21 protein-coding genes and 2 pseudogenes are annotated in these 24,073 nt (G+C 66.6%); 14 read left to right on the forward strand and 9 right to left on the reverse strand.

The window, feature by feature from the left end:
* The first annotated feature begins 70 nt into the window (after nucleotides 1-70).
* On the forward strand, nucleotides 71-2,401 hold the full coding sequence (locus ACE3OK_RS07155; protein ID WP_374248852.1) for an ABC transporter ATP-binding protein: 2,331 nt from the start codon (nucleotides 71-73) through the stop codon (nucleotides 2,399-2,401).
* On the forward strand, nucleotides 2,388-2,858 hold the full coding sequence (locus tag ACE3OK_RS07160) for a DUF1854 domain-containing protein (RefSeq protein ID WP_374248853.1): 471 nt from the start codon (nucleotides 2,388-2,390) through the stop codon (nucleotides 2,856-2,858). Before ACE3OK_RS07155 ends, ACE3OK_RS07160 begins: the two co-directional genes overlap by 14 nt.
* A gap of 18 nt (nucleotides 2,859-2,876) precedes the next feature.
* Here ACE3OK_RS07160 and galU read toward each other — a convergent pair whose 3' ends face one another.
* From galU to cmk, 6 genes and pseudogenes are all read right to left on the reverse strand, one after another.
* Nucleotides 2,877-3,788, reverse strand: a complete 912-nt coding sequence (gene galU / locus ACE3OK_RS07165) for a UTP--glucose-1-phosphate uridylyltransferase GalU (protein WP_374248854.1) — start codon at nucleotides 3,786-3,788, stop codon at nucleotides 2,877-2,879.
* A 9-nt stretch (nucleotides 3,789-3,797) separates the two neighbouring features.
* Nucleotides 3,798-4,889, reverse strand: a pseudogene (locus ACE3OK_RS07170) (polysaccharide biosynthesis protein); the annotation flags it as partial.
* Nucleotides 4,890-4,905: 16 nt separating this feature from the next.
* Nucleotides 4,906-6,084 carry a lipopolysaccharide assembly protein LapB gene (gene lapB / locus ACE3OK_RS07175; RefSeq protein WP_374248855.1) on the reverse strand — a complete coding sequence of 393 codons (1,179 nt, stop codon included), beginning with the start codon at nucleotides 6,082-6,084 and terminating at the stop codon, nucleotides 4,906-4,908.
* A gap of 33 nt (nucleotides 6,085-6,117) precedes the next feature.
* A pseudogene (locus tag ACE3OK_RS07180) lies at nucleotides 6,118-6,426 on the reverse strand (integration host factor subunit beta); the annotation flags it as partial.
* Nucleotides 6,427-6,498: 72 nt separating this feature from the next.
* Entirely contained in the window at nucleotides 6,499-8,199 is a 1,701-nt protein-coding gene (gene rpsA / locus ACE3OK_RS07185; RefSeq protein WP_374248856.1) for a 30S ribosomal protein S1, read from the reverse strand.
* Between the two features lie 161 nt (nucleotides 8,200-8,360).
* Nucleotides 8,361-9,044 (reverse strand): (d)CMP kinase, encoded by a 684-nt coding sequence (cmk, locus tag ACE3OK_RS07190; protein ID WP_374248857.1) that lies wholly within the window; start codon nucleotides 9,042-9,044, stop codon nucleotides 8,361-8,363.
* Nucleotides 9,045-9,204: 160 nt separating this feature from the next.
* Between cmk and ykgO the strand changes: the two genes are divergently transcribed.
* The 5 genes from ykgO (at nucleotide 9,205) to ACE3OK_RS07215 (ending at nucleotide 13,007) form a co-directional block, all read left to right on the forward strand.
* Nucleotides 9,205-9,330 (forward strand): type B 50S ribosomal protein L36, encoded by a 126-nt coding sequence (gene ykgO, locus ACE3OK_RS07195; protein ID WP_010342887.1) that lies wholly within the window; start codon nucleotides 9,205-9,207, stop codon nucleotides 9,328-9,330.
* A 111-nt stretch (nucleotides 9,331-9,441) separates the two neighbouring features.
* Nucleotides 9,442-9,777 carry a hypothetical protein gene (locus ACE3OK_RS07200; RefSeq protein WP_374248858.1) on the forward strand — a complete coding sequence of 112 codons (336 nt, stop codon included), beginning with the start codon at nucleotides 9,442-9,444 and terminating at the stop codon, nucleotides 9,775-9,777.
* A gap of 5 nt (nucleotides 9,778-9,782) precedes the next feature.
* A complete protein-coding gene (locus ACE3OK_RS07205) occupies nucleotides 9,783-10,814 on the forward strand; it encodes an agmatine/peptidylarginine deiminase (protein WP_374248859.1) in 1,032 nt (343 codons plus the stop codon).
* Complete coding sequence (locus ACE3OK_RS07210) at nucleotides 10,814-11,704, forward strand: carbon-nitrogen hydrolase (RefSeq protein ID WP_374248860.1); 891 nt, start codon at nucleotides 10,814-10,816, stop codon at nucleotides 11,702-11,704. Before ACE3OK_RS07205 ends, ACE3OK_RS07210 begins: the two co-directional genes overlap by 1 nt.
* Before the next feature lie 103 nt (nucleotides 11,705-11,807).
* Nucleotides 11,808-13,007 (forward strand): TraB/GumN family protein, encoded by a 1,200-nt coding sequence (locus tag ACE3OK_RS07215; RefSeq protein WP_374248861.1) that lies wholly within the window; start codon nucleotides 11,808-11,810, stop codon nucleotides 13,005-13,007.
* 3 nt (nucleotides 13,008-13,010) lie between these two features.
* On the opposite strand, the gene ACE3OK_RS07220 is transcribed toward ACE3OK_RS07215, so the two are convergent.
* Complete coding sequence (locus ACE3OK_RS07220; RefSeq protein WP_374248862.1) at nucleotides 13,011-14,399, reverse strand: FAD-binding oxidoreductase; 1,389 nt, start codon at nucleotides 14,397-14,399, stop codon at nucleotides 13,011-13,013.
* 152 nt (nucleotides 14,400-14,551) lie between these two features.
* Between ACE3OK_RS07220 and serA the strand changes: the two genes are divergently transcribed.
* A complete protein-coding gene (serA, locus tag ACE3OK_RS07225) occupies nucleotides 14,552-15,793 on the forward strand; it encodes a phosphoglycerate dehydrogenase (protein ID WP_374248863.1) in 1,242 nt (413 codons plus the stop codon).
* A 43-nt stretch (nucleotides 15,794-15,836) separates the two neighbouring features.
* On the opposite strand, the gene ACE3OK_RS07230 is transcribed toward serA, so the two are convergent.
* Complete coding sequence (locus ACE3OK_RS07230) at nucleotides 15,837-16,394, reverse strand: NUDIX hydrolase (RefSeq protein WP_374248864.1); 558 nt, start codon at nucleotides 16,392-16,394, stop codon at nucleotides 15,837-15,839.
* Nucleotides 16,395-16,532: 138 nt separating this feature from the next.
* On the opposite strand from ACE3OK_RS07230, the gene ACE3OK_RS07235 reads away from it, so the two are divergent.
* The 5 genes from ACE3OK_RS07235 (at nucleotide 16,533) to mtnC (ending at nucleotide 20,810) form a co-directional block, all read left to right on the forward strand.
* Entirely contained in the window at nucleotides 16,533-18,065 is a 1,533-nt protein-coding gene (locus ACE3OK_RS07235; protein WP_374248865.1) for an amino acid permease, read from the forward strand.
* 74 nt (nucleotides 18,066-18,139) lie between these two features.
* On the forward strand, nucleotides 18,140-18,817 hold the full coding sequence (locus tag ACE3OK_RS07240; protein ID WP_374248866.1) for a class II aldolase/adducin family protein: 678 nt from the start codon (nucleotides 18,140-18,142) through the stop codon (nucleotides 18,815-18,817).
* 63 nt (nucleotides 18,818-18,880) lie between these two features.
* Nucleotides 18,881-19,519 (forward strand): methylthioribulose 1-phosphate dehydratase, encoded by a 639-nt coding sequence (locus tag ACE3OK_RS07245; protein ID WP_374248867.1) that lies wholly within the window; start codon nucleotides 18,881-18,883, stop codon nucleotides 19,517-19,519.
* A 10-nt stretch (nucleotides 19,520-19,529) separates the two neighbouring features.
* Entirely contained in the window at nucleotides 19,530-20,072 is a 543-nt protein-coding gene (locus ACE3OK_RS07250; RefSeq protein WP_374248868.1) for an acireductone dioxygenase, read from the forward strand.
* Between the two features lie 45 nt (nucleotides 20,073-20,117).
* Nucleotides 20,118-20,810, forward strand: a complete 693-nt coding sequence (gene mtnC / locus ACE3OK_RS07255) for an acireductone synthase (protein WP_374248869.1) — start codon at nucleotides 20,118-20,120, stop codon at nucleotides 20,808-20,810.
* Between the two features lie 6 nt (nucleotides 20,811-20,816).
* Here mtnC and ACE3OK_RS07260 read toward each other — a convergent pair whose 3' ends face one another.
* Entirely contained in the window at nucleotides 20,817-22,175 is a 1,359-nt protein-coding gene (locus ACE3OK_RS07260; protein WP_374248870.1) for a calcineurin-like phosphoesterase C-terminal domain-containing protein, read from the reverse strand.
* A 45-nt stretch (nucleotides 22,176-22,220) separates the two neighbouring features.
* Here ACE3OK_RS07260 and ACE3OK_RS07265 point away from each other — a divergent pair, with 45 nt between their 5' ends.
* Nucleotides 22,221-24,068, forward strand: coding sequence for a diguanylate cyclase (locus ACE3OK_RS07265; protein ID WP_374248871.1), 1,848 nt, complete (start codon nucleotides 22,221-22,223; stop codon nucleotides 24,066-24,068).
* Nucleotides 24,069-24,073 lie beyond the last annotated feature (5 nt).

Below are 24,073 nucleotides of genomic sequence, written 5' to 3' on the forward strand. Positions count from 1 at the left end.
TCCAGGACATCGCCAGACTACCGTAGCCGCGTGCAGGCGTCATGTTACGGAATCTTTAGAATTCGCCTTCATGTCGCCTTCGCAACTTCCCGGTTCCCCCGTTCCCGTCGCTGCCGACAGCACGCTGCTGGCGGCCTGCCACGGCCTTGCCGGGCATTGGCGCGAAGCCCTGCTGCACGTGCTGGCGGCCGGTGAACAGGCACTGGCGGCCGCACCGCTGGACCTCGATGCCCGCCTGCATTTCGGCGACGGCGTGGTGGTGCTCAGCAATTGCCGCCTGCTGGTACGCCTGCCCGGCAGCACGCAGTGGGACGCATGGCCGTTGACGCCGCAGTTGCGGCTGCGCCATGGCGACCATGCCGGGGTGGGCCAGCTGGAACTGTTCGATGCCGATGCGCGCCTGCTGCACTGCCGTTTCACGCTGGATCAGAACGTTGCCGCCTTGCGGCTGGTCACGCTGTTCGAACGCCAGATCACCAGCCTCGCCAGCGGCCAGCCACCGACGGACGACGACGATGCGCTGTGCCCGATCTGCAAGGCACCGCTGCCCCCCGACGAGGACGAATGCCCGGTCTGCGCGCGTGAGCTGCACACGCCCCCTTCCACCTGGACGCTGCTGCGCCTGTGGCGCTTCGCCAAGCCGTACAAGGGGCGGCTGCTGGCCGGCTTCCTGCTGACCCTGGCCTCCACCGGCGCCACCCTGGTGCCGCCGTACCTGACCATGCCGTTGATGGACAAGGTGCTGATTCCGTTCCAGAACGGCCAGGACATCGACCACGCCACCGTGCGCTGGCTGCTGGCCGGCATCCTGGCCTCGGCGCTGGTGGCATGGGGGCTGGGCTGGGCGCGCACCTACATCCTCGCGCTGGTATCCGAACGCATCGGCGCCGACCTGCGCACCACCACCTACGAGCACCTGCTCAAGCTTTCGCTGGAATATTTCGGCAGCAAGCGCACCGGCGACCTGATGGCGCGCATCGGCTCGGAATCCGACCGCATCTGCCTGTACCTGTCGTTGAACCTGCTGGATTTCGCCACCGACGTGCTGATGCTGGTGATGACCGCCGGCATCCTGTTTTCCATCAACCCCTGGCTGGCGCTGGTGACCTTGCTGCCGTTGCCGGTGATTGCATGGATGATCCACATCGTGCGCGACAAGTTGCGCACCGGGTTCGAGAAGATCGATCGCTCGTGGTCGGAAATGACCAGCGTGCTGGCCGACACCATTCCCGGCATCCGGGTGGTCAAGGCCTTCGTGCAGGACGCCCGCGAGACCCGGCGCTTCCGCGAAGCGAACCGCCAGTACGTGGATGTCAACGACCGCCTCAACCGGGTGTGGTCGCTGTTTTCCCCGACCGTCACCCTGCTGACCGAGTTCGGCCTGATCGTGGTGTGGGCGTTCGGCATCTGGCAGGTGTCGCGCCACCAGGTCACGGTGGGCGTGCTGACCGCGTTTCTCGCCTACATCGGCCGTTTCTACACGCGGCTGGATTCGATGAGCAGGATCGTGTCGGCCACGCAAAAGGCCGCGGCCGGCACCAAGCGCATCTTCGACATCCTCGACCATGTCTCCAGCGTCCCCGAGCCGGCGCGGCCGGCGGCGCTGCCGGCAGTCAATGGCGCATTGCACCTGCGCGACGTCGGTTTCCGCTATGGCAGCCGCGGCGTGATCCGTGGCATCAACCTGCACATCCAGCCCGGCGAAATGATCGGGCTGGTGGGCCACAGCGGTTCCGGCAAGAGCACGCTGGTGAACCTGATCTGCCGGTTCTACGACGTCACCGAAGGCGCGATCCAGGTGGACGGCGTGGACATCCGCGCACTGGCGATCGCCGATTACCGCAAACACATCGGGCTGGTGCTGCAGGAGCCTTTCCTGTTCTTCGGCACCATCGCCGAGAACATCGCCTACGGCAATCCGGACGCCAGCCGCGCCGAAATCGTCGCCGCCGCCCGCGCGGCGCATGCACACGAGTTCATCCTGCGCCTGCCGCACGGCTATGACTCGCTGGTGGGCGAACGTGGGCAGGGCCTGTCCGGTGGTGAACGCCAACGCATCTCGATCGCCCGCGCGCTGCTGATCGACCCGAAATTCCTGATCATGGACGAAGCCACTTCGGCGGTGGATACGGAAACCGAGAAGGAAATCCAGAAGGCGCTGGACAACCTGGTCAAGGGCCGCACCACCATTGCCATCGCGCACCGCCTGTCCACCCTGCGCAAGGCCGACCGGCTGGTGGTGATGGACCGTGGCCGCATCGTCGAGGTGGGCCCGCACGATGCCCTGATGGAACGGCAGGGCGCGTACTGGCGGCTGTACCAGGCGCAACTGCGCAACGTCGACCACCCGGACGAATTGCCGGAACGCGCCGCCGGAGGCGACCGCCATGACCAACGCTGATTTCCGGCTGGCACACGATGCGCTGGGCCAGTTGCTGCTGACCCTGGCGGACGGCAGCGTGCATGCGGGGGTGGTGCCGGTGCGCGCCTTCCCCATCGCCGCACCCAACGAAGCCATCTCGCTGCTGGGCCAGGATGGCCACGAACTGGCGTGGGTGCCGCACCTGGATGCATTGGACGAGGCCCTGCGCGCGCTGCTGCTGGCCGAACTCGCGCAGCGCGAATTCGTGCCGGTGATCGAGCGCCTGCTGGCGGTGTCCACGTTCGCCACGCCCAGCCAATGGACGGTGGCCACCGATCGCGGCACCACCACCTTCACCCTGAAAAGCGAGGAAGACATCCGCCGCCTGCGCGGCAACGCCCTGCTGATCGCCGACAGCCACGGCGTGCATTACCTGGTGAAGGATGCCACCCGCCTGGGCAAGCCCGACCGCAAGTTGCTGGACCGTTTCCTGTAGCCAGCGCCCCGGCGGGGCTCAGCTTTCGACCACGCCCATCTCGCCCAATGCGTTCTGCATCAGGCTGCGCGCGGCGTCACTGAGCTTTTCGTTGTCCAGCGCGTAACGGATGGTGGCTTCGATCAGGCCCAGGTGCGTGCCGCAATCGAAACGGGTGCCACGGAAGCGGAAGGCGTCCACCCGCTCGGCTTCCAGCAGCGCGGCGATCGCGTCGGTGAGCTGGATCTCCCCACCCGCCCCTTTTTGCGTGCGCTCCAGCAAGTCGAAGATGGCCGGGTTCAGGACGTAGCGCCCCACCACCGCCAGCTGGCTGGGTGCCACCTCGGGCCGGGGCTTTTCCACGATCTGGCGGATGCGCCCGGCCTGGCCATCGAAGGCATCGGTGGCGACGATGCCGTAACTGCCGGTCTGCTCGCGCGGCACGTCCTGCACCGCCACCGCGCTGGCACCGGTGGCCTGCGCGTGGTCGGCCATCTGCTTGAGCGCGCCGTCGCCACGGCTCCAGATCAGGTCGTCCGGCAGCAGCACCGCAAAGGGCTCGTCGCCCACCACCGGGCGGGCGCACAGCACCGCATGCCCCAGCCCCAGCGCCTCGGCCTGGGTCACGAACACCGCGCGCACGCCTTCCGGCAGCACGTTGCGGATCAGTTCCAACTGCTCGTGCTTGCCGGACTTCTCCAGCTTCTGTTCCAGCTCGTAGGCCTTGTCGAAGTAATCCGCCACCGCGTGCTTGTAACGGTTGGTGACGAACACCAGGGTGTCGCACCCGGCGGCGATGGCTTCGTCCACCGCGTACTGGATCAGCGGCCGGTCAACGATCGGCAGCATCTCCTTCGGAACCGTTTTGGTAGCGGGAAGAAAGCGGGTTCCCAGACCCGCCACCGGGAATACCGCCTTGCGAATGCGCCTTGCGCCGGAGATGTCGTGCATCCGGCGATTCTAAGGCAAGGCCGCCTGCAATGTGGTGGGTGCGGCGGCGTGCAGCGGGTGGAACTCGGGCACCGCTTCGCGCAGCACGCGGGCAAGCAGCTCCACATCGTAGGCTTGCACGCCCGCACGCAGGCTCCGCATCGCCTGCGCCACGCGGGCGGGCGGCACCATGCGCGGCGTCGCTTGCAGGATGTCCGGATAGCGCGTGGGCCGATAGCGCTCGTCGGCATGGAACAAGGTTTCATGCAGGCGCTCGCCGGGGCGCAGGCCGATGTATTCGATGGCCACGTCGATGCCTGGCTGCTTGCCGGCACTGCGCACCATCCGTTCGGCCAGCAGGCGGATCGGGACCGGCTTCCCCATGTCCAGCGTGTACAACGCCTGTGGCGCACCCAGCGTGGCCGCCTGCAGGATCAGCAAGGAGGCTTCGGGGATGGTCATGAAGTAACGCGTCACCTCGGGATGGGTCACCGTCACCGGCCCGCCCCGGCGGATCTGCTCGCGAAACAGCGGCACCACGCTGCCCGCCGAATCCAGCACGTTGCCGAAACGCACCAGCAGCATGCGCGTGGCGGACGCCGGTTCCTGCACCTGGCACAGCATCTCGGCCAGACGCTTGCTGGCCCCCAGCACGTTGACCGGGTCCACCGCCTTGTCGGTGGAAATCAGCACGAAGGTCTCCACCCGCGCCGCCTGGCTGGCATGCAGCACCACCTCGGTGGCCAGCACGTTGTTGCGCACGGCTTCGCGCAACTGGCCTTCCAGCAACGGCACCTGCTTGTAGGCGGCGGCGTGGAAGACCGCATCGGCGGCGGCAAGCCGCAAGGCATGCGCCATCACCGCCGGGTCGCCGCAATCGCCCAGCACCGGAATGCATTCCACGCCCGGATGGCTGCCGCGCAATTCGGCATCGATGCGCAACAGGGCCCCTTCGTCGATGTCGACCACCGTCACCCGGCGCGCGCCATGCACGGCGCATTGGCGGCAAAGTTCGGCACCGATGCTGCCGCCGCCACCGGTCACCACGATCGATTGGCCGCGCACCCAGTGGCGGATGGCCGCATGATCGGCCGGGCGCGGTGCCCGCCCCAGCAGGTCTTCGCTGCTTGTCGCGGGTTCAGACCACCGCATAGTTCAGCAACGGCTTCACCGTACCCCACTCCTTGCAGCTGGGGCACTGCCAGTGGTGGCTGCGTGCACCGAAGCCGCAGCGGTTGCAACGATAACTGGGGTTGCGCACCAGCAACTGGTCGGTGACCAGCTTGAGATCCTGCAAGGTGACGGTGGCGTCGACCTGGTCGGCGAGGCTGAGGTCGATCAGCGCCGCTTCCCCGCGCACCGACGGGCGGTCCTTGAGCTGCTCGGCCAGATAGCGCCGTGCCGGCCCCACGCCTTCTTCCTCTTCCACCATGCGGGTCAAGGCCAGCACTGGCGCGATGCCGCGATAGTGCTCGCACATCCCGGCCAGGAACGCCCGCGCACCCGTGCGCTCACCGGCCTTGGCGTAATTTTCCAGCAGCAGCGGCAGGATCACCGGCAGGAATTCCGGGTCGTGGCGCGCAGCGCGCTCCAGCGCGCGGATGGCCCCCTGGGGGTGGCCGGCCTCGGCCTCCAGGCGTCCTTCGGCAATCCCCGCGCGCACGGCGGTGGGGTCGGCCGCATAGGCCCGGACGATGGCGGCACGCGCGGCATCGCGGTCGCCATTGGCGCGATGGCGGTCGGCCAGCTCGCATTCGAACTGCGCCACCAGCCTGCCCATCGGCTCGCCGGTCACTTCTTCGTAACGGGCGGCGTTGGCAATCGCCTTTTCCCAATCGCGCTCGGACTGGTAGATCCCGATCAGGTGGCGCAATGCCTGCGGTGCGCGTCGATCCAGCTGCGCAAGGTCATTGAACACGGTTTCGGCGCGGTCCAGCAGGCCGGCGCGCATGTAATCCTCGCCCAATGCGGCCAGCGCCTGCACCTTCTGGGTGTCGCTGAGATCGGCGCGCTGCGCCAGTGCCTGGTGCAGGCGGATTGCACGATCCACTTCGCCGCGCCGGCGGAACAGATGGCCCAGCGCCACCTGGGTTTCGAACGTGTCCATGTCCAGCTCGGCCACGTGCAGGAACAGCTCGATGGCCTTGTCCGGCTGCTCGTTGAGCAGGTAATTGAGGCCACGGAAATAGGTGGTGGAAAGCTTGCTGACCTGGTTCCCGCTGTGCTGCTCGCCGCCGCGGCGTCCCAGCACCCAGCCGAACAGACCGGCCAGCGGCACGAAGATCACGAACCACATCCACTGGTCGAGGAAATCCACGGTCAGGCTCCTGAAATCAGCTGGGGCGCGCGATCAATCCTGCGCAGGCAGCGGCACCACGCCGGTGACCCGCTCGCGCAATTCCTTGCCGGGCTTGAAGTGCGGCACGTGTTTGCCGGGCAATGCCACGGCATCGCCGGTTTTCGGGTTGCGCCCGGTGCGCGGCGGACGGAAATGCAGGGAAAAACTGCCGAACCCGCGGATCTCGATGCGCTCGCCGGAGGCCAGCGCGCCACCCATCATCTGCAGCAACGCCTTCACCGCCATGTCGACATCGTCGGCCTTCAGGTGCGGCTGGCGACGCGTGAGCAACTCGATGAGTTCGGACTTGGTCATGAAACCTGAATGTCTGGTCTTCCATGAAAATGGCGGCCCGGCCGAAACCGGGCCGCCATGATTGCGAAGCCGAGGGAATTACTCGGACTTGCTGTTCAGCTGCTCGCGCAGCAGCGCGCCCAGCTTGGTGGTGCCGCTGGCGGCATCGGCATTGGCCTTGTTGTACTCGGCCAGCGCTTCCGCGGTTTCCGCCGCGTCCTTGTCCTTGATGGACAGTTGCAGGCTGCGACCCTTGCGGTCGGTCCCCACCAACTTGGCTTCGACCTGCTGGCCGACCTTCAACACCTGGCTGGCGTCTTCGGTGCGCTCGTGGCTGATGTCGCGCACGGACACGTAACCTTCCACGCCGTCGCCGAGATCGATGACCGCACCCTTGGCGTCCACTTCCTTGACGGTGCCGGTGACCTTGCCGCCCTTCGGATGCGCGGCCATGAACTGACCCAGCGGATCCTGTTCCATCTGCTTGACGCCCAGCGAGATGCGCTCGCGCTCCGGATCGACCGCCAGCACGACGGCTTCCAGCGTGTCGCCCTTCTTGTAGTTGCGGGCGATGTCTTCGCCGGTGGAGTTCCAGCTGATGTCGGACAGGTGGATCAGGCCGTCGATGCCGCCGTCCAGGCCGATGAAGATGCCGAAGTCGGTGATCGACTTGATCTGGCCCGACACCTTGTCGTTCTTCTTGTGGATCGCGGCGAAGGTTTCCCACGGGTTGCTGGTGACCTGCTTGATGCCCAGCGAGATGCGGCGACGTTCTTCGTCCACGTCCAGCACCATGACCTCGAGCTCGTCACCGACCTGCACCACCTTGGCCGGGTTGACGTTCTTGTTGGTCCAATCCATTTCGGAGACGTGTACCAAGCCTTCCACGCCCGGCTCGATCTCGACGAACGCGCCGTAATCGGTGACGTTGGAGACCTTGCCGAACACGCGGCAGTTCGACGGATAACGGCGGGCGATGTTGTCCCACGGATCCTCGCCCAGCTGCTTCAGGCCCAGCGACACGCGGTTGCGCTCGCGGTCGTACTTGAGCACGCGCACTTCCAGTTCCTGGCCCACTTCGACCACTTCGGACGGATGGCGCACGCGCTTCCACGCCATGTCGGTGATGTGCAGCAGGCCATCGATGCCGCCGAGGTCCACGAACGCGCCGTAGTCGGTCAGATTCTTGACCACGCCCTTCAGCACGGCACCCTCGACCAGCTTCTCGAGCAGCTGCTCGCGCTCTTCCGAATGCTCGGTCTCGACCACCGCACGGCGGGAGACGACCACGTTGTTGCGCTTGCGGTCGAGCTTGATGAGCTTGAACTCCAGCTCCTTGCCTTCCAGGTAGACCGGGTCGCGCACCGGGCGCACGTCGACCAGCGAACCCGGCAGGAACGCGCGCACGTCCTTGATGTTGACGGTGAAGCCGCCCTTGACCTTGCCGTCGATGCGGCCAACGATCGTGGCATTGGCTTCCAGCGCCTCTTCGAGCTCGTCCCACACCATGGCCTTCTTGGCCTTTTCGCGGGACAGCACGGTTTCGCCGAAACCGTTTTCCAGCGAATCGAGGGCAACCTTGACCTCGTCGCCCACGCCCACGTCGATTTCGCCGGCGTCGTTGCGGAACTGTTCGATCGGCACGATGCCTTCGGACTTCAAGCCGGCATTGATCACCACCACGTCGTTGGTGACCGCGATGACGATGCCCTTGACGATGGCGCCGGGCTTGAGCTTGGCAAGGTTGGCCTGGCTGGCTTCAAACAGCTCGGCGAAGGATTCGGTAGCTACGGAGTTCATGAAAAATCTCGGGTGGATACACGGGCAACCCGCAGCAACGGGGCGGCCCACCTGGGTTGGTTGGCGTTCGCGCAGGAGGCGCTCCAGCCATGTGTGGATGAAGGAAAACCGCGGGCGCAATGCGCCCACGGCACGGGTCTGCCTCGAAAAACTCGTCGCCGCTATTGCGCGGAGCGGGACTGGGCGTCCAGCACCCGGGCAACCACCGCATCGATGGACAAGCCGGTGGTGTCGATGCAAACCGCCTCATCGGCCGGTCGCAGCGGCGCCACCGCACGACTGGCATCGCGGGCGTCGCGGGCGAGAATCTCCCGTAACAGACCGTCCATTGTGACCGAAACCCCCTTGTCCTTCAACTGCTTATAGCGTCTTTCGGCACGCTCTTCGGCGCTGGCGGTCAAAAACACCTTGCAGCCGGCATCGGGGAAGATCACCGTGCCCATGTCGCGGCCGTCGGCCACCAGCCCCGGTGCCTGCCGGAAGGCGCGCTGGCGATCCTTCAGCGCCGCCCGCACTTCCGGGATGGCGGCAATGGCCGAGGCCGCCGCACCGGCGGTTTCGGTGCGCAGGGCGTCCGTCGCATCCACGCCGTTGACGATGACGCGCGGCTCGCCACCGGCATCGTCACGGAAACCGATGGTGGTGTCGAAGGTGCAACGCACCAGCGCCGATGCGTCGGACAGATCGATGTCCGACCAGCCGGCGGCGATCCCCACCGCCCGGTACAGGGCCCCGGAGTCGAGGTAGTGCCAGCCCAGCCGGGCAGCGACGAGGCGGCTGATGGTGCCCTTGCCGGAACCGGAAGGGCCGTCGATGGTGAGTACGGGGACGGTGGGCGCATTCATCCGCGCAGTATGGCGGAAGCACCGCCCGGCAGGCAGACTTCCACTGCCACGCCGCGCCGTTCACCAAGAAAACCCGGCAACCTGTTGATTCGCCACCGCAATACCCGCTAAAATGCGCGGCTTCACGTTTCATCCCATTCCATTTGCCGAGGTTTCTGTCATGAAGGTCCTGTCCTCCCTGAAGTCGGCGAAGGCCCGTCACCGCGACTGCAAGGTGGTTCGCCGTCGTGGCAAGGTCTTCGTGATCTGCAAGTCCAACCCGCGTTTCAAGGCGCGCCAGCGCTGAGCCATGCGGGCGCACGGGCTCGCCCGTGACGCGCAGAGCAAAAGGCCGCCTTCGGGCGGCCTTTTGCGTATCGGCTTAGAATCGACGCCTCATTCCCCCGGGAGCCCCGCCATGCACCGTACGCCCCGCAACCTCGCGCTTGCCGCCGCCCTGGCCACCCTGGCCCTGTCGGGTACTGCCACCGCCGACACCTTGTTGATCCAGCGCGTGCGCCACGAACCGGTCAACATGCCCGCACACGGTGCCAGCATGGCGCAGGTGGAAGCCAAGTTCGGCGCCCCCAGCCAGAAACTGGAACCTCGCGGCGGCCAGAAGAAAGCATGGCCGTCGATCCAGCGCTGGGTCTACCCCGCTTTCACCGTGTATTTCGCCCACGGCCACGTGGTCGATGCCGTCGCCAACCAGGCCGGCCCCGACGAGATTGGCCCCAAGCCTGCCAAGCCCTGACCTGAATGACCGCTTCCCCCCTCCGCTTTCCCGCCGAATGGGAGCCCCAATCGGCGATCCTCATCGCGTGGCCGCACGCCGGCACCGACTGGGCCGACCGCCTGGACGAGGTCGAAGAGACCTACATCGCCCTGGTCCAGGCCATCACCCGCTTCCAGCCGGTGGTGATCTGCGTGGCCGACGACGACATCGAAACCTGCGCCGAGATGCGCCTGCGCTCGAACCGCGTGGACATGGCGCGCGTGCGCTTCGTGACCGTCGCCTACGACGACACCTGGCTGCGCGATTCCGGCCCCATCACGCTGCGCGATGGCGCGGGCTTCCGCCTGCTCGACTTCCGCTTCACCGCCTGGGGCGGCAAGTTCGAGGCCGGCCGCGACGACCTGCTGGTGGAAACGCTGGCGGCGCAGGGCCTGTTCGGTGGCGCGGCCCGCCAGCGCATCGATTTCGCGCTGGAAGGCGGCGGCATCGAGACCGACGGCGCCGGCACCCTGCTCACCACCTGGCACTGCCTGCACGAGCGCCACCCGGACGCAACCCGCGAGCAGCTGACCGCGCAGCTGTCGGCGTGGCTGCACCTGGACCGCGTGCTGTGGCTGGACCACGGCGCGCTGGAGGGCGACGACACCGACGCCCACATCGACACCCTCGCCCGCTTCGCCCCCGGCGATGCGATCGTCTTCCAGGCCTGCGATGACGAGGCGGACTCGCATTACGCCGACCTCAAGGCGATGGCCGACGAGATCGCCGCGCTGCGCACCCGCGACGGCCGGCCCTACGCGTTGTTCCCGCTGCCCTGGGCCCAGCCCGTGATCGACGAAGGCCGCCGGCTGGCGGCCAGCTACGCCAACTTCCTGATCGTCAACGGCGCGGTGCTGATGCCGGCCTACGGCGATCCCGCCGACGCCGCCGCGGCCGCCGTGCTGGCGAAGGCCTTCCCGGGGCGCGAGATCGTGCCGGTGCCGTGCCGGCCGCTGATCTGGCAGAACGGCAGCCTCCACTGCATCACCATGCAATTGCCCGAAGGACTGGTCTGATGTCCAAGTACAGCAAGCTCCCCGTCGCGCTGGTGCAGGAGCGCAACCACGGCGATGCCGCCGCCAACCTCGCGGTGATCGAGGCGCGCGTCGCCGAGGCCGCGCAGTCAGGCGCGAAACTCGTCCTGCTGCAGGAGCTGCACAACGGCGCGTACTTCTGCCAGCACGAGTCGGTGGACGAGTTCGACCTCGCCGAGCCGATCCCGGGCCCCAGCACCGAGCGCCTGGCGGCGCTGGCCAAGCGCCACGGCGTGGTGCTGGTGAGTTCGCTGTTCGAGAAGCGTGCCACCGGGCTGTACCACAACACCGCGGTGGTCTTCGATGCCGACGGCAGCACCGCGGGCAAGTACCGCAAGATGCACATCCCGGACGACCCGGGCTTCTACGAGAAGTTCTACTTCACGCCGGGCGACCTCGGCTTCACCCCCATCGACACCTCGGTGGGCCGGCTGGGCGTGCTGGTGTGCTGGGACCAGTGGTATCCGGAAGCCGCGCGCCTGATGGCGCTGGCCGGCGCCGAGCTGCTGCTGTATCCCACCGCCATCGGCTGGGACCCGGACGATGCGCAGGACGAGAAGACCCGCCAGCGCGACGCGTGGGTGCTGTCGCACCGCGGCCACGCCGTCGCCAACGGCCTGCCGGTGCTGTCGTGCAACCGCATCGGCCACGAGCCCTCGCCGCTGGGCGCCTCCGGCATCGACTTCTGGGGCAACTCGGTGATGCTGGGACCGCAGGGCGAGCTGATCGCCGAAGCCGGCACCGCGCCGACCCTGCTGCTGGCCGAGGTGGACATGCAGCGCAGCGAGCACGTGCGACGCATCTGGCCGTTCCTGCGCGACCGCCGCATCGACGCCTACGGCGACCTGACGAAGCGCTACCGCGACGATTGATGCCGGCCATTCCCGCGAAGGCGGGAGTCCAGCTTTCCCATCCATCCAGAAGCATCAAGCGCTGGATACCCGCCTTCGCGGGAATGACGAGCAGAAGCATTCCATGACCATTCCTGAAAGCTACGCCGGCCAGCCCGTCATCGAACTCGAACGCGATGGCGTCCACTACACCCTGCTGGGCACCGCGCATGTCTCGAAAGCCAGCGTCGAAGCGGTACTCGCCGCCATCGACAGCGGTCGCTTCGATGCGGTGGCGGTGGAACTGGACGAGCAGCGCCACAAGGCCCTGACCCAACCGGAAGCGATGGCGCAACTGGATCTGGTCAAGGTCATCCGCGAGAAGAAGGTGGCACCGTTCGCCGCCAACCTCGCGCTGGCGGCCTATCAGCGGCGGCTGGCCGAGCAGATGGGCATCGAACCCGGCGCGGAGCTGAAGGCCGCCGCCACCGAAGCCGTTGTGCGCGGGTTGCCGCTGCAGCTGATCGACCGCGACGTCGGCATCACCTTCCGCCGCATCCTGCAAGGCCTGCGCTGGTGGGACCGGATGAAGCTCACCAGTGGGGTCGTCGCCAGCCTGTTCAGCCACGACGACGTGTCTGCCGACGACATCGAGCGGCTCAAGGAAGGCGACATGCTGGAAGCGAGCTTCGGCGAATTCGCGCAGCAAACGCCGACCCTGTTCGCCACCCTGATCGACGAGCGCGACCAGTACATGGCGGCGAAGCTGCGCGAACGCAGCGATGGTGCCCGACACGTGCTGGCGGTGGTCGGGGCCGGCCACCTGAAAGGCATGGCGCGCTACCTGGCCGAAAGCCGGGAACCCACCGCCACCGTCACCGAACGGTTGCTGACACTGCGCAAGAAACGCAGCATCCCGTGGATCACCCTGACCCTGCTGGCGCTGGTGTTCGGCGGCATTGGGTGGGGCTATTACCACGGCGGCCGCGATCTTGGCCGCGACCTGCTGTTGCAATGGGTGGCCTGGACTTGCGGGCTCACCGCCGTGGGCGCGCTGCTGGCCGGTGCCAACCCCCTGAGCCTGCTGGCCGGCACGCTGGCCGCCCCATTCAAACCGTTCCGCCCCGGCCTGCCTTCCGGCATGTTCAGTGCGCTGGCCGAAGTGCGCCTGCGCAAACCGGCCTATCCGGATTTCCTGGCCTTGCGCGACGATGCCCAGACCCTGGGTGGCTGGTACCGCAACCGCGTCACCCGGGTGGTGCTGGTGTTCATGCTGACCAACCTCGGCACGATTGCCGGCGAATGGATGGCCGGGGCCCGCATTCTCGGCAAACTGGTGGGCTGAAGCCTAGGCCGGGTCGAAGACCTTGCCCGGGTTCATGATGCCGTTCGGGTCCAGCGCCGCCTTGATCCCGCGCATGGCGGCGATCTCGGCACCGCTGCGGGTGCAGCCCAGATAGGGTTTCTTCACCAGTCCGATGCCGTGTTCGGCGGAGATGCTGCCGCCATGGGCCTGCAACACCTGCGCCAACAGCTTGGTGACGCGCTCGCAATGGGCCACAAACTCGCCCTGCGCCATCGCATCGGGTTTGAGGATGTTGATGTGCAGGTTGCCGTCGCCGATGTGGCCGAACCACACCACCTCGAATTGCGGGTATTCGCGCCCCAGCAGTGCCTGGGTTTCGGCGAGAAAGGCCGGCATCGCCGAAATACGCACCGCCACGTCGTTCTTGTAGGGCACGTAACGGGCCAGGCTTTCGGTGATGCCCTCGCGCAGGCGCCACAGTTGCGCCGCCTGCGCGTCGCTTGCCGAAATCACCCCATCGCTGACCAGCCCCTGTTCCATGCACTGCTCGAACGCCGCCAGCGCCTCCGCCTCGCTGGCATCGACACTGGCGAATTCGGTGACGACGTAATACGGGTGTGCGTCCGCGAACGGGGCTTGCGCGCCGTGGGCCAGCACGTGCTTCAGGGCCACATCGGTGAGGAATTCGAATGCCTGCAATTGCAACCGCGCACGGAACACGGCAAACACCTGCATCAACGCCTCGAAGGACGGCAGCGCCAGCAGCATCACGTTGCTGGCCGGCGGCGGGTCGGTGAGCCTCAGCGTGGCCTCGACGATGATGCCCAGCGTGCCTTCCGAGGCAATCGCCAGGTGGCGCAGGTCGTAACCGCTGGAATTCTTCACCAACGCGCGCCCCAGCTCCATCAACTCGCCACTGCCACTGACGAACTTCACGCCCGCCACCCACTCGCGGGTGTTGCCGTAGCGCACCACCCGGATCCCGCCGGCATTGGTGGCGATGCTGCCGCCGATGCTGGCCGAGCCGCGCGAGGCGAAATCCACCGGGTAGTGCAGGCCGTGCTCCTGCGCCAGTTCCTGCACGCGTTGCAGCGGCATGCCCGCCTGCACGGCAAGGGTACGGTCCACCGCATCGAAGCCCAACACGCGGTGCATGCGCTCAAGACTGACCACCAGCTCGCCATGGGCGGCAACCGCGCCACCGGACAGCCCCGTGCGCCCGCCCGAAGGGACCAGCGCCACGCCTTCGGCATTGGCCCAGCGCACCACGGCCTGCACCTCCTCCACGCTGTCGGGCAAGGTAATCGCCAACGGTGCCGGGGCCCAGCGCCGCGTCCAGTCGCGACCGTAATGCTCCAGGTCGGCCGGGTCGGTGAGCAAGCGCAAACCGGGGATGGCATCGCGCAGGGAAGTCAGGCGGGTGGCAGGCATGTGATGTCCAGGATGGAGGGCGGCGCCAGTGACGTTTGCCAGCGCCGCGATGCGGCATGTCTGGGGTGGAAAATAGCATGACGCGCTGCAACAAAACCGCCGGCTTTCTGGCATAGTCGAAGGCCCGGACCCGCCACCAGAAGACCTGCCCCATGGCCAGCAAGAAGACCTCTTTCCCGAAACAGGACATCCGTGTGTTGTTGCTGGAAGGCGTCAGCCAGACCGCGGTGGACATCTTCCAGGCCGCCGGCTACAGCCAGATCGAATACCACACCAAGGCGCTGCCGGAAGAGGAACTGAAGGCGCGCATCGCCGAGGCGCACATCGTCGGCCTGCGCTCGCGCACCCAGCTCACCGCGGAGGTGCTGGCCGAGGCCAAGCGGCTGATGGCGGTCGGCTGCTTCTGCATCGGCACCAACCAGGTGGACCTGGGCACGGCGGAAATGGCCGGCATCCCGGTGTTCAACGCCCCCTATTCCAACACCCGCAGCGTGGCAGAGCTGGTGGTGGCGCAGGCGGTATTGCTGGCGCGCGGCATCCCGCAGAAGAATGCCGAGTGTCATCGCGGCGGCTGGTCGAAGGCGGCCACCGGCAGCCACGAAGTGCGCGGCAAGACCATCGGCATCATCGGCTACGGCCACATCGGCACCCAGGTGGGCGTGCTGGCCGAGGCGCTGGGCATGCGGGTGCTGTTCCACGACATCGAAACCAAGCTGGCACTGGGCAATGCACAACCGGCGGCAGGGCTGGACGACCTGCTGGCACGCGCCGACATCGTCACCCTGCACGTGCCGGAAACGGCATCGACGCAGTGGATGATCGGCGCGGAGCAGCTTGCGAAAATGAAGCCCGGCGCGCATCTCATCAATGCCGCGCGCGGCACCGTGGTGGTGATCGAGGCACTGGCCGCGGCGCTGGAATCCGGTCGTCTCGGTGGCGCCGCGGTGGACGTGTTCCCGGTCGAGCCCAAGGCCAACGGCGACATCTTCGAATCGCCGCTGCGCGGCCGCGACAACGTGATCCTGACCCCGCACATCGGCGGCAGCACGCTGGAGGCGCAGGACAACATCGGCGTGGAGGTGGCGGCGAAACTGGTGCGCTACAGCGACAACGGCAGCACCCTGTCGGCGGTCAATTTCCCCGAAGTGACGCTGCCCGAGCACGAGGGCAGCCTGCGCCTGCTGCACATCCATCGCAACGTGCCGGGCGTGTTGTCGAAGATCAACGAGATCTTCAGCCGTCATGCGGTGAATATCGACGGCCAGTTCCTGCGCACCGACCCCAAGCTGGGTTACGTGGTGATCGACATCACCGCCGACGAAGCCCAGGCGGCCGCGATCAAGGACGAATTGGCCGCGATCGACGGCACGCTGCGCACGCGGGTGTTGTACTGACGCTTTTCCCCTTCCCCTTCAAGGGGAAGGCTCGAGGGCGCACTCAGCGTGCCAGCCACTTGCCCGCCATCCGCCGCACCGACGGGTCGGCGTCGGCGTCCACCGCCAGCTCGGCAATCGCGCGCCAGGCCAGATCCAGTGATTCCTCGCTGACCGCGTAGGTTTCATCCTCGCCGGCATGCACCACGTAGCGCACGTCGTAATGCCAATGCGCGGGCACGCCCTTGTGTTCGGGAATCCAGTGGCGGTCGAGGTCGAAGATCTCGTCCACCACGCGCAGGCCACTCAGACCGGACTCCTCCTCCGCCTCGCGCAAGGCGGCCAGGTGCAACTCGCGCTGGCCATCGGCATGCCCGCCCAGTTGCAGCCACATGCCCAGCTTGCGATGGTGGGTGAGCAGCACGCGCTGCTGCGCGCGGTCCACCAACCAGCACGAGGCGGTGAAGTGACCCGCCAGGCGCTGCCGCGCGAACGGATTTTCGGCATCGTCCAGCAATTCGCGGAACAGGGCCACGGTGGCGACTTCCCCCGGCCAACGATGCGCGTACGCGGCCAGGGCTTGCGCCAGTTCGGTTTCCGATGGGGCATCCACGGCGGGCATCCCTGCAAAATGAATGGGGTGCATTATCCCCCGCCATGACCTCGGATGCTTGTGCTGGATGGCCATGACCGTTTAAGGTCGGCGGCTTGCGGCCTGCCCGGGCCTGTCGACCACGCATCAATCACGGGGAGTCACCTGATGCTGTTCCAGCGAGTCAAACCGCTCGACAAGATCCTTGAAACTGCCGAGAAAAAATCCCTCACCCGCCAACTGGGCGCGTTCCAGCTGACCATGCTGGGCATCGGTGCCATCATCGGTACCGGCATCTTCGTGCTGACCGCGGAAGCCGGGCAGAAAGCCGGCCCGGCGATGATGGTGGCGTTCGTGATTGCCGCGATCGTTTGCGCACTGGCTGCGCTGGCGTATTCGGAATTGGCCTCGATGGTGCCGGTGTCCGGCTCTGCCTACACCTACACCTATGCAGTGATGGGCGAAGCCCTGGCCTGGATCGTGGGCTGGGCACTGGTGCTGGAATACGCGGTCGCCGCCGGTGCGGTGGCGGTGGGTTGGTCCGGCTACATGAACGGGTTGTTGGCCAGTGCCGGAATTGAACTGCCGATGGCACTGAAAACCGGCCCGATGGATGGTGGCGCATTCAATCTGCTGGCCTTCACCATTTCACTGGTGATCACCGGCCTGCTGGTGATCGGCACGTCGAAGTCGGCCAAGGTCAATGCCATCCTGGTGTTGATCAAGGTGATTGCCCTCACCGCCTTCATCTTCATCGCCGTGCCGGCAGCCAAGGACGTGAACTTCCAACCGTTCTTCCCCACCGGCTGGGGCAGCCCGCTGGGTGGCGTGGGCGTGCTGGGGGCGGCCGCTTCCATCTTCTTCGCCTATGTCGGCTTCGATGCGGTGTCCACCGCCGCCGAAGAAACCAAGAACCCAAACCGCAACATCCCGATCGGCCTGATCGGTTCGCTGCTGGTGTGTACCATCTTCTACATGCTGGTGGGTTACGGCGCGGTGGGTGCGATTGGTTCGCAGCCGATGATCGTGAACGGCATTGCGCTGCACCCGGGCACCCCCGAAATGGCGGCCGCCTGTGCCGGCTCGGATGCGCTGGTGTGCAGCAAGGAACCGCTGGCGCATGTGCTGAAGGTGATCGGTTTCGCCAAGGTCGGCAACCTGATCGGCCTGGCTGCGGCGCTGGCGCTGCCATCGGTGGTGTTGATGATGATCTACGGCCAGACCCGCATCTTCTTCACCATGTCGCGTGACGGCCTGCTGCCGGACATCCTCTCCAAGGTGCACCCGCAGTTCCACACCCCGCATGTGGTGACCATCATCACCGGCGTGTTCGTGGCACTGTTCGCGGCGATGTTCCCGGTGGGCATCCTGGCCGACATCTCCAACTCCGGCACCTTGTTCGCGTTCATGGCGGTGGCCGCCGGCGTGTTGATCCTGCGCAAGCGCGAACCCGACCGCCGCCGTCCGTTCCGCACCCCGATGGCGTGGGTGGTGTGCCCGCTGGCCATCGCCGGTTGCCTGCTGCTGTTCTTGAACCTGTCGATGTACACCATCGGCCTGTTCTTTGGTTGGGCGGTGATCGGTTTGATCGTGTATGCGCTGTACGGCTACCGCAAGAGCGAGCTGGCCCGTGGCGTGGATCACCCGGACGCGGCGAAGATGGAGCCGGAACCGAAGTTCCACGAAGGCCCGCAGGCCTGATCCCTGCGTCTCTTTGCAACGAAAACCCGGCTCCGGCCGGGTTTTTCGTTGGGGCAAGCCGGTATCCTGTGCCGATGGTGAATTCCCATCTTCTGCACGACCACGAACGTGCCGCCCGCCAGTCCCTGATCGACCACTGCCGGGCGATGAACGCCAGCGGGCTGTCGCTGAACAAGTCCGGCAATGCCAGCCTGCGCTGGCGCGACGGCCTGCTGATCACCCCCACCGGGCGCAGCTACGACCGCCTGCTGCCGGAAGACATCGTGTACCTGCATGCCGACGGCCATTGCCCGCCCGGGCAATTGCTGCCGTCCAGCGAGTGGCGTTTCCACGTCGACATCCTGGCCGCCTTCCCCGACATGCACGCGGTGGTGCACGTGCATTCCACCCATGCCACCGCGCTGGCCTGCCTGGGCGAGGAAATCCCGGCCTTCCACTACATGGTGGCGGTGGCCGGTGGCGACCGCATCCCCTGCGCCGGCTATGCCACCTTCGGTACGCCGGAGCTGTCGGACAGCATCATGCACGCCCTGCGCGGCGGCCTGCGCGCCTGCCTGATGGGCAACCATGGCCAGGTGGCCACCGGCCGCAGCCTGTCGGAGGCCTATGCACTGGCCGAGGAAGTGGAAAACCTGGCGCGGCAGTACCTGCTGGCGCGCTCGCTGGGCCCCACCCGCAACCTGCCGGCGGATGAAATGGCCGTGGTGCTGGAGAAGTTCAAGACCTACGGCCAGCAACGGCCGCCTGAATGAACGCGATGCCCGTCATCGAAATCGTCATGTAGACGGCATGCCCGCAACCAGTACCATGCGCGCATGACCACACCTGCCTTCGACCACAATCTGTATGCCGGCTGCGCCGCGCAAATCATCGCGCACACCCGCGAACTGGCCGCCAGGGGCTTCACCCCCGCCACCGCCGGCAATTTCTCCATCCGCATGGGGCCGGAACACGCCGCCATCACCATTTCCGGCAAGGACAAGGGCCGCCTCACCGAAGCCGACATCATGGTGGTGAACATGGCCAACGAACCGGTGGCCACCCACCACCGGCCTTCGGCGGAAGCGGCCCTGCACACCCACCTGTATCGCCGCTACCCGGACGTGGGCGCGGTGCTGCATACGCACTCCCCCACCCAGACCATCGCCGGCCTGCTGTACGCCGGGCAGGGCCGCGTGCGCCTGCGCGACTACGAGTTGTTCAAGGCCTTGCGCGGGCACGCCACCCACGAAATCGAAGTGGACCTGCCGGTGGTGCCCAACTCGCAGGACATGGACGCGCTCACCACCAGCGTCGATGCCGCACTTGGTGCCGCCAACAGCTGGGGCTATTTGATCGCCGGCCACGGCCTGTATGCCTGGGGCCGCGACATCAGCGAAGCACGCCGGCATCTGGATGCGTTCGAATTCATGCTGGGCTGCGAACTGGAACTGCGCCGCCTGGGCGTGCGCTGAGGGCACTCGAATGAGCCATTTGCGCGTTTTCAACGACAACGACCCCATCAGCGTGCTGCAACAGGCCAGCACGCCCGACGACATTACCCATGTACTGAGGGACATCGGCGTGGAATTCCGGCGCTGGCAGCCGGCACACCCGGTGCAACCGGGCGACCCGCCCGAGGCGATCCTGGCGGCCTACCAGACCGACATTGACCGGCTGATGCTGGCGCGCGGCTTCCGCAGCGTGGATGTGGTGAGCATTGCCGCCGACAACCCGAACAAGGACGCGTTGCGGGCCAAATTCCTCGACGAGCATTCGCACAAGGAGGACGAAGTACGCTTCTTCGTCGCCGGCAGCGGCATGTTCTTCCTGCACGTCGGCAGCAAGGTCTACGAGGTGTTGTGCGAGGCCGGCGACCTGATTTCGGTACCCGACGGTGCCACGCACTGGTTCGACATGGGGCCGGCCCCCAGCTTCGTGGCGATCCGCTTCTTCACCGAGCCGGATGGCTGGGTGGGCTACTTCACGGGCAGCGACATCGCCCGGCGCTTCCCGCGCTACGAATGAAACAACGTCCCGCCTGACACAAGAGGCTTCGACACCCGCCACGCCATGACCACCTTTCTCACCGACATCGAAGGCACCACTTCCAGCATTTCCTTCGTCAAGGACGTGCTGTACCCGTATGCGCGCGCGGCCCTGCCCGATTTCGTGCACGCACACGGCCAGCAGCCCGAGGTGCGCCGCTGGCTGGACCAGGTGGCCATCGAGATATCCGCCGGGGCCTGCCAGGACGCGGTGATCGTGGAAACCCTGCAAGGCTGGATCGACGCCGATCGCAAGCACACCGCACTGAAGGCGCTGCAAGGCATGGTGTGGCAAGCCGGCTACCGGGACGGCGACTTCACCGCCCCGCTCTACCCCGACGTGGCCCCCGCGCTGCGGGCCTGGCACGCCGTCGGGCATCGGTTGGCGGTGTATTCCTCCGGCTCGGTGCCGGCGCAGAAACTGCTGTTCGCGCATACCGACGCCGGCGATCTGGTACCGCTGTTTTCCGGTTTCTTCGATACCGAGGTGGGCGGCAAGCGCGAGGCCGGCAGCTATCGCCGCATCGCCGCGCAGCTGGCGCAACCGGCGGCCGAGATCCTGTTTCTCTCCGACGTGGTGGCAGAACTCGACGCCGCTCGTGACGCTGGCCTGCGCACGGTGCTGCTGGACCGCCGCGAAGACTACCCGCAGCCGCGCCTGGGCGAGGCCGCAGGTGGGCATCTGCGGGTGGAATCATTCGCCGACATCACGCCCTGAGTGCAGTCAGGGCTGGTATTCCAGCAATTCGTAACCGGTACTGGCGCGCAACTCGCCGCGCCAGCGGTCGAACGCGCGAACTTCCACCTGATGGTGGCCGGCGGCGAGCTGGGTGGGCAATGCGCCGCGCCACAGGTGCGGGGAAATCGCGGCCTCCGGTGACCGGTCGTAACCGCGCAGGGTGGCGGTGAGGTCGTCGCGCATGTTTTCTTCGACCATGCCCGGATCGGGCAGCCGCACTTTCTTCATCGGCATCCACGCGCCGCCATCAACGCGGAACTCCAGCGTCGATGCATCATCGCCCATGTAGTAATTGGCGAACACGCCCCAGGCCGGATAGGCGCCGCGCCGCAGTACCTTGGGGACGTGCAGGCCGATCTGGGTATCGCCGGCGTCGCGCGCCGCGTGCCATTCCAGCGCATAAGCGCCTGCCGGCTTGATGGTGAGAACGGCGTACCCATTCGGCGTACCGTCGTCCATGCGCGCATCCGGAATGCCCTCGGCATCCTTCGCCCCCGACCAGTACGAGCCGCAGGCCGCCCCCAGGTTGAACTCGTGCAACGGCACGGCCCCCTGCCAGCCGTCGGCGGCGGCATGGAAGACGTGGCGCTGGTTGTGGCTGTGCGCGCTCAGCACCAGCACATGCGGGAACGGGGCCAGCAGGGCGAACAGGCGGGCACGGTCGGCGGCGCGGAAATTCTGCTTGTCCACCTCGTCGAACAGCGGGATGTGGATGGCCAGCACCAGCAGCTGGTCCTTGTCCAGGGTGGGCAACCAGCGCTGGAGGAACGCATATTGGTCTTCGCGGAAGCCACCGATGTAGGCAGGCTTGCGCCCCGGCAGGGTGATCACGTCATCCAGCACCACGACATTGGCCAGTGGCGTTTGCCGTGCCCGGGTATCCGGACCGATGGTCTGGTGGAAGGCACCGAGGGCGGCGGCGTCGCTGCTCGCGCCGCGGTCGATGTCGTGATTGCCGGGGGCATGCATCCACGGCACGCCCAGGCTTTCGGTCACCTGCCTGACCTGCGGCAGCAGCGCCGGCACATCATCCACCAGGTCGCCCAGGGTCAACCCCAGCCGCGCCGGATACCTGCCCCGCAAGGGTTGCACGATGTCGCGGCGGAAATAATCGACATCCTCGGCCGACTTCACCTGCGGGTCGCCGAATACCAGTACCTGCGCGGACGCACCGGCCACCGACGCCGGCACGCGCCGGTAGTCGATGCACCCCGGGCCACGCCAGCCATCGGCACGGGGCAAGGGTTGGCCGGCCTCGACATCCACCGGGACACACGCAAGAGGGGCCGACCACGCCGGGAACGACAGGACCAGCAGGGCCCACAGGCTCAGGAAGATACGCATCTTCCCATTATGCGCAGGCCGGCGTCACTGCACTAGAATGCCGGAATGGGGACCCGTCTGTTCTTTGCATTCCGGCATTCGCTGGCCGCCTGCCTGCTGGCGTTGCTGGCATGCCTGGCTGTTGCGCTGCCCGCCTCCGCGACGGGGGACGCGCTGCAATTGAACGCGGGCGATTCCAGCTTCCCGCTGTCGCCGACGTTGCGCTACTGGCACGACAAGACCGCCACCGCCGACCCCGAGCAAGCATTCGCGCATGCGCATGACGGCCAATTCGCGCCATTGCCGGATGGCAACCCCGCGTTCGGCTTCCAATCCGGCGCGTACTGGTTCTATCTGCCGATCGAGAACCTGCAGCACGACGAGCGCCGCTGGCTGCTGGTGCAGGAATACGCGCTGAGCGACAACCTCGACCTGTACCTGCGGTATCCGGATGGCCATGTGGAGCATCAGGATGGCGGCGACCACGTGCCGTTCGAAGACCGCTATATCCGCTATCGCCATCCCAATTTCCGGCTCGACCTGCCCGCCGGCGAACGGGTGGAGATGCTGCTGCGGGTGCAAAGCGAAAGCTCGATGCAGGTGCCGCTGGTGCTGTATTCGCCGAAAGCGTTCACCGAACTGCTGCGCGATGCCCAATTCGCCAATGGCCTGTACTACGGCATCGTGCTGGCGCTGCTCTGCTACAACCTGGTGCTGTGGCTGATGCTGCGCGACGCCAGTTATTTCTGGTACCTGCTGCACACCTGCGCGTTCGGGATGGTGTTGTTCACCCTCAATGGCTACGGTTTCGAACTGCTGTGGCCCAACTCGGCCTGGATGGCCGATGCCTCGGTGCCGTTGTCGATCTGCCTGGCGCTGATGGGCATGCAGATGTTCTCGCGCAGTTTCCTCAACCTGCCCGAACGCTGGCCGGCCGGCAACATCGCCTGCCTGTGCCTGGTGGCGTTTTTCGCGATGCTGGGGGTGGCCTCGACATGGCTGCCCTACAGCGTCGCCACCCCGATCGCATCGCGTGCCGTGCTGCTGGGCATCGTCTGGATCATCACCGCCTCGCTGGTGATGCTGCATCGCGGCTACCGGCCGGCATTGTTGTTCCTGCTGGCATGGTCGATGTTCCTCACCGGCACCGTGGCCTTCACCCTGCTGGCATTCGGCATCCTGCCGCAAAGCTTCTGGACCCAATACGGCGTGCAGATCGGCTCCGCGCTCGAGCTGCTGCTGTTGTCGCTGGCGCTGGGGCGGCGTTACGCCAGCCTGCGCGAGGAGAACATCCGCATCGTGCAGGAAACCAACGAGCGGCTGGAGCGCAACATGATCGACCGGACCCGCGAGTTGCGAACGGCGATGGCGCAACTGGGCGAAGCCAATGTGCAACTGCGGGAATACAGCCGGCGCGACCCGCTGACCGGCGTGTACAACCGGCGGCATTTCCACGAAGCCCTGCAGCAGGCACTGGATGCCCGCATGGCCAAGGGCCAACCATTGGCCCTGCTGCTGCTGGACCTGGATCATTTCAAGCGCATCAACGACCAGTACGGCCACCAGACCGGCGACGACTGCCTGATCGCCGCTGCCCGCTGCATCGAGGAAGTGGCGCAGTCGCGCAACGGGCTGGCGGCACGGTTCGGTGGCGAGGAATTCGTGGTGGTGTTGCCGGGTGCCGATTCGCAAGCCGGGTTGCAGGCCGCCGAGGCACTCCGGCAACGCGTTCAACTGACCACCGTGTACAGCCACGGCCACGTCGTGCATCTCAGCGCCAGCATCGGCGTGCATGCCATCGAACGTGACAGCTCGCTGCAACCGGATGAGATCATCCGCCTTGCCGACCAGGCGCTTTACCGCGCCAAGGACGACGGCCGCAACTGCGTGCGGCACTCGCTCACCACCGCCTGAGCCGG

Source organism: Thermomonas sp., assembly GCF_041905325.1.
Taxonomy (GTDB): domain Bacteria; phylum Pseudomonadota; class Gammaproteobacteria; order Xanthomonadales; family Xanthomonadaceae; genus Thermomonas.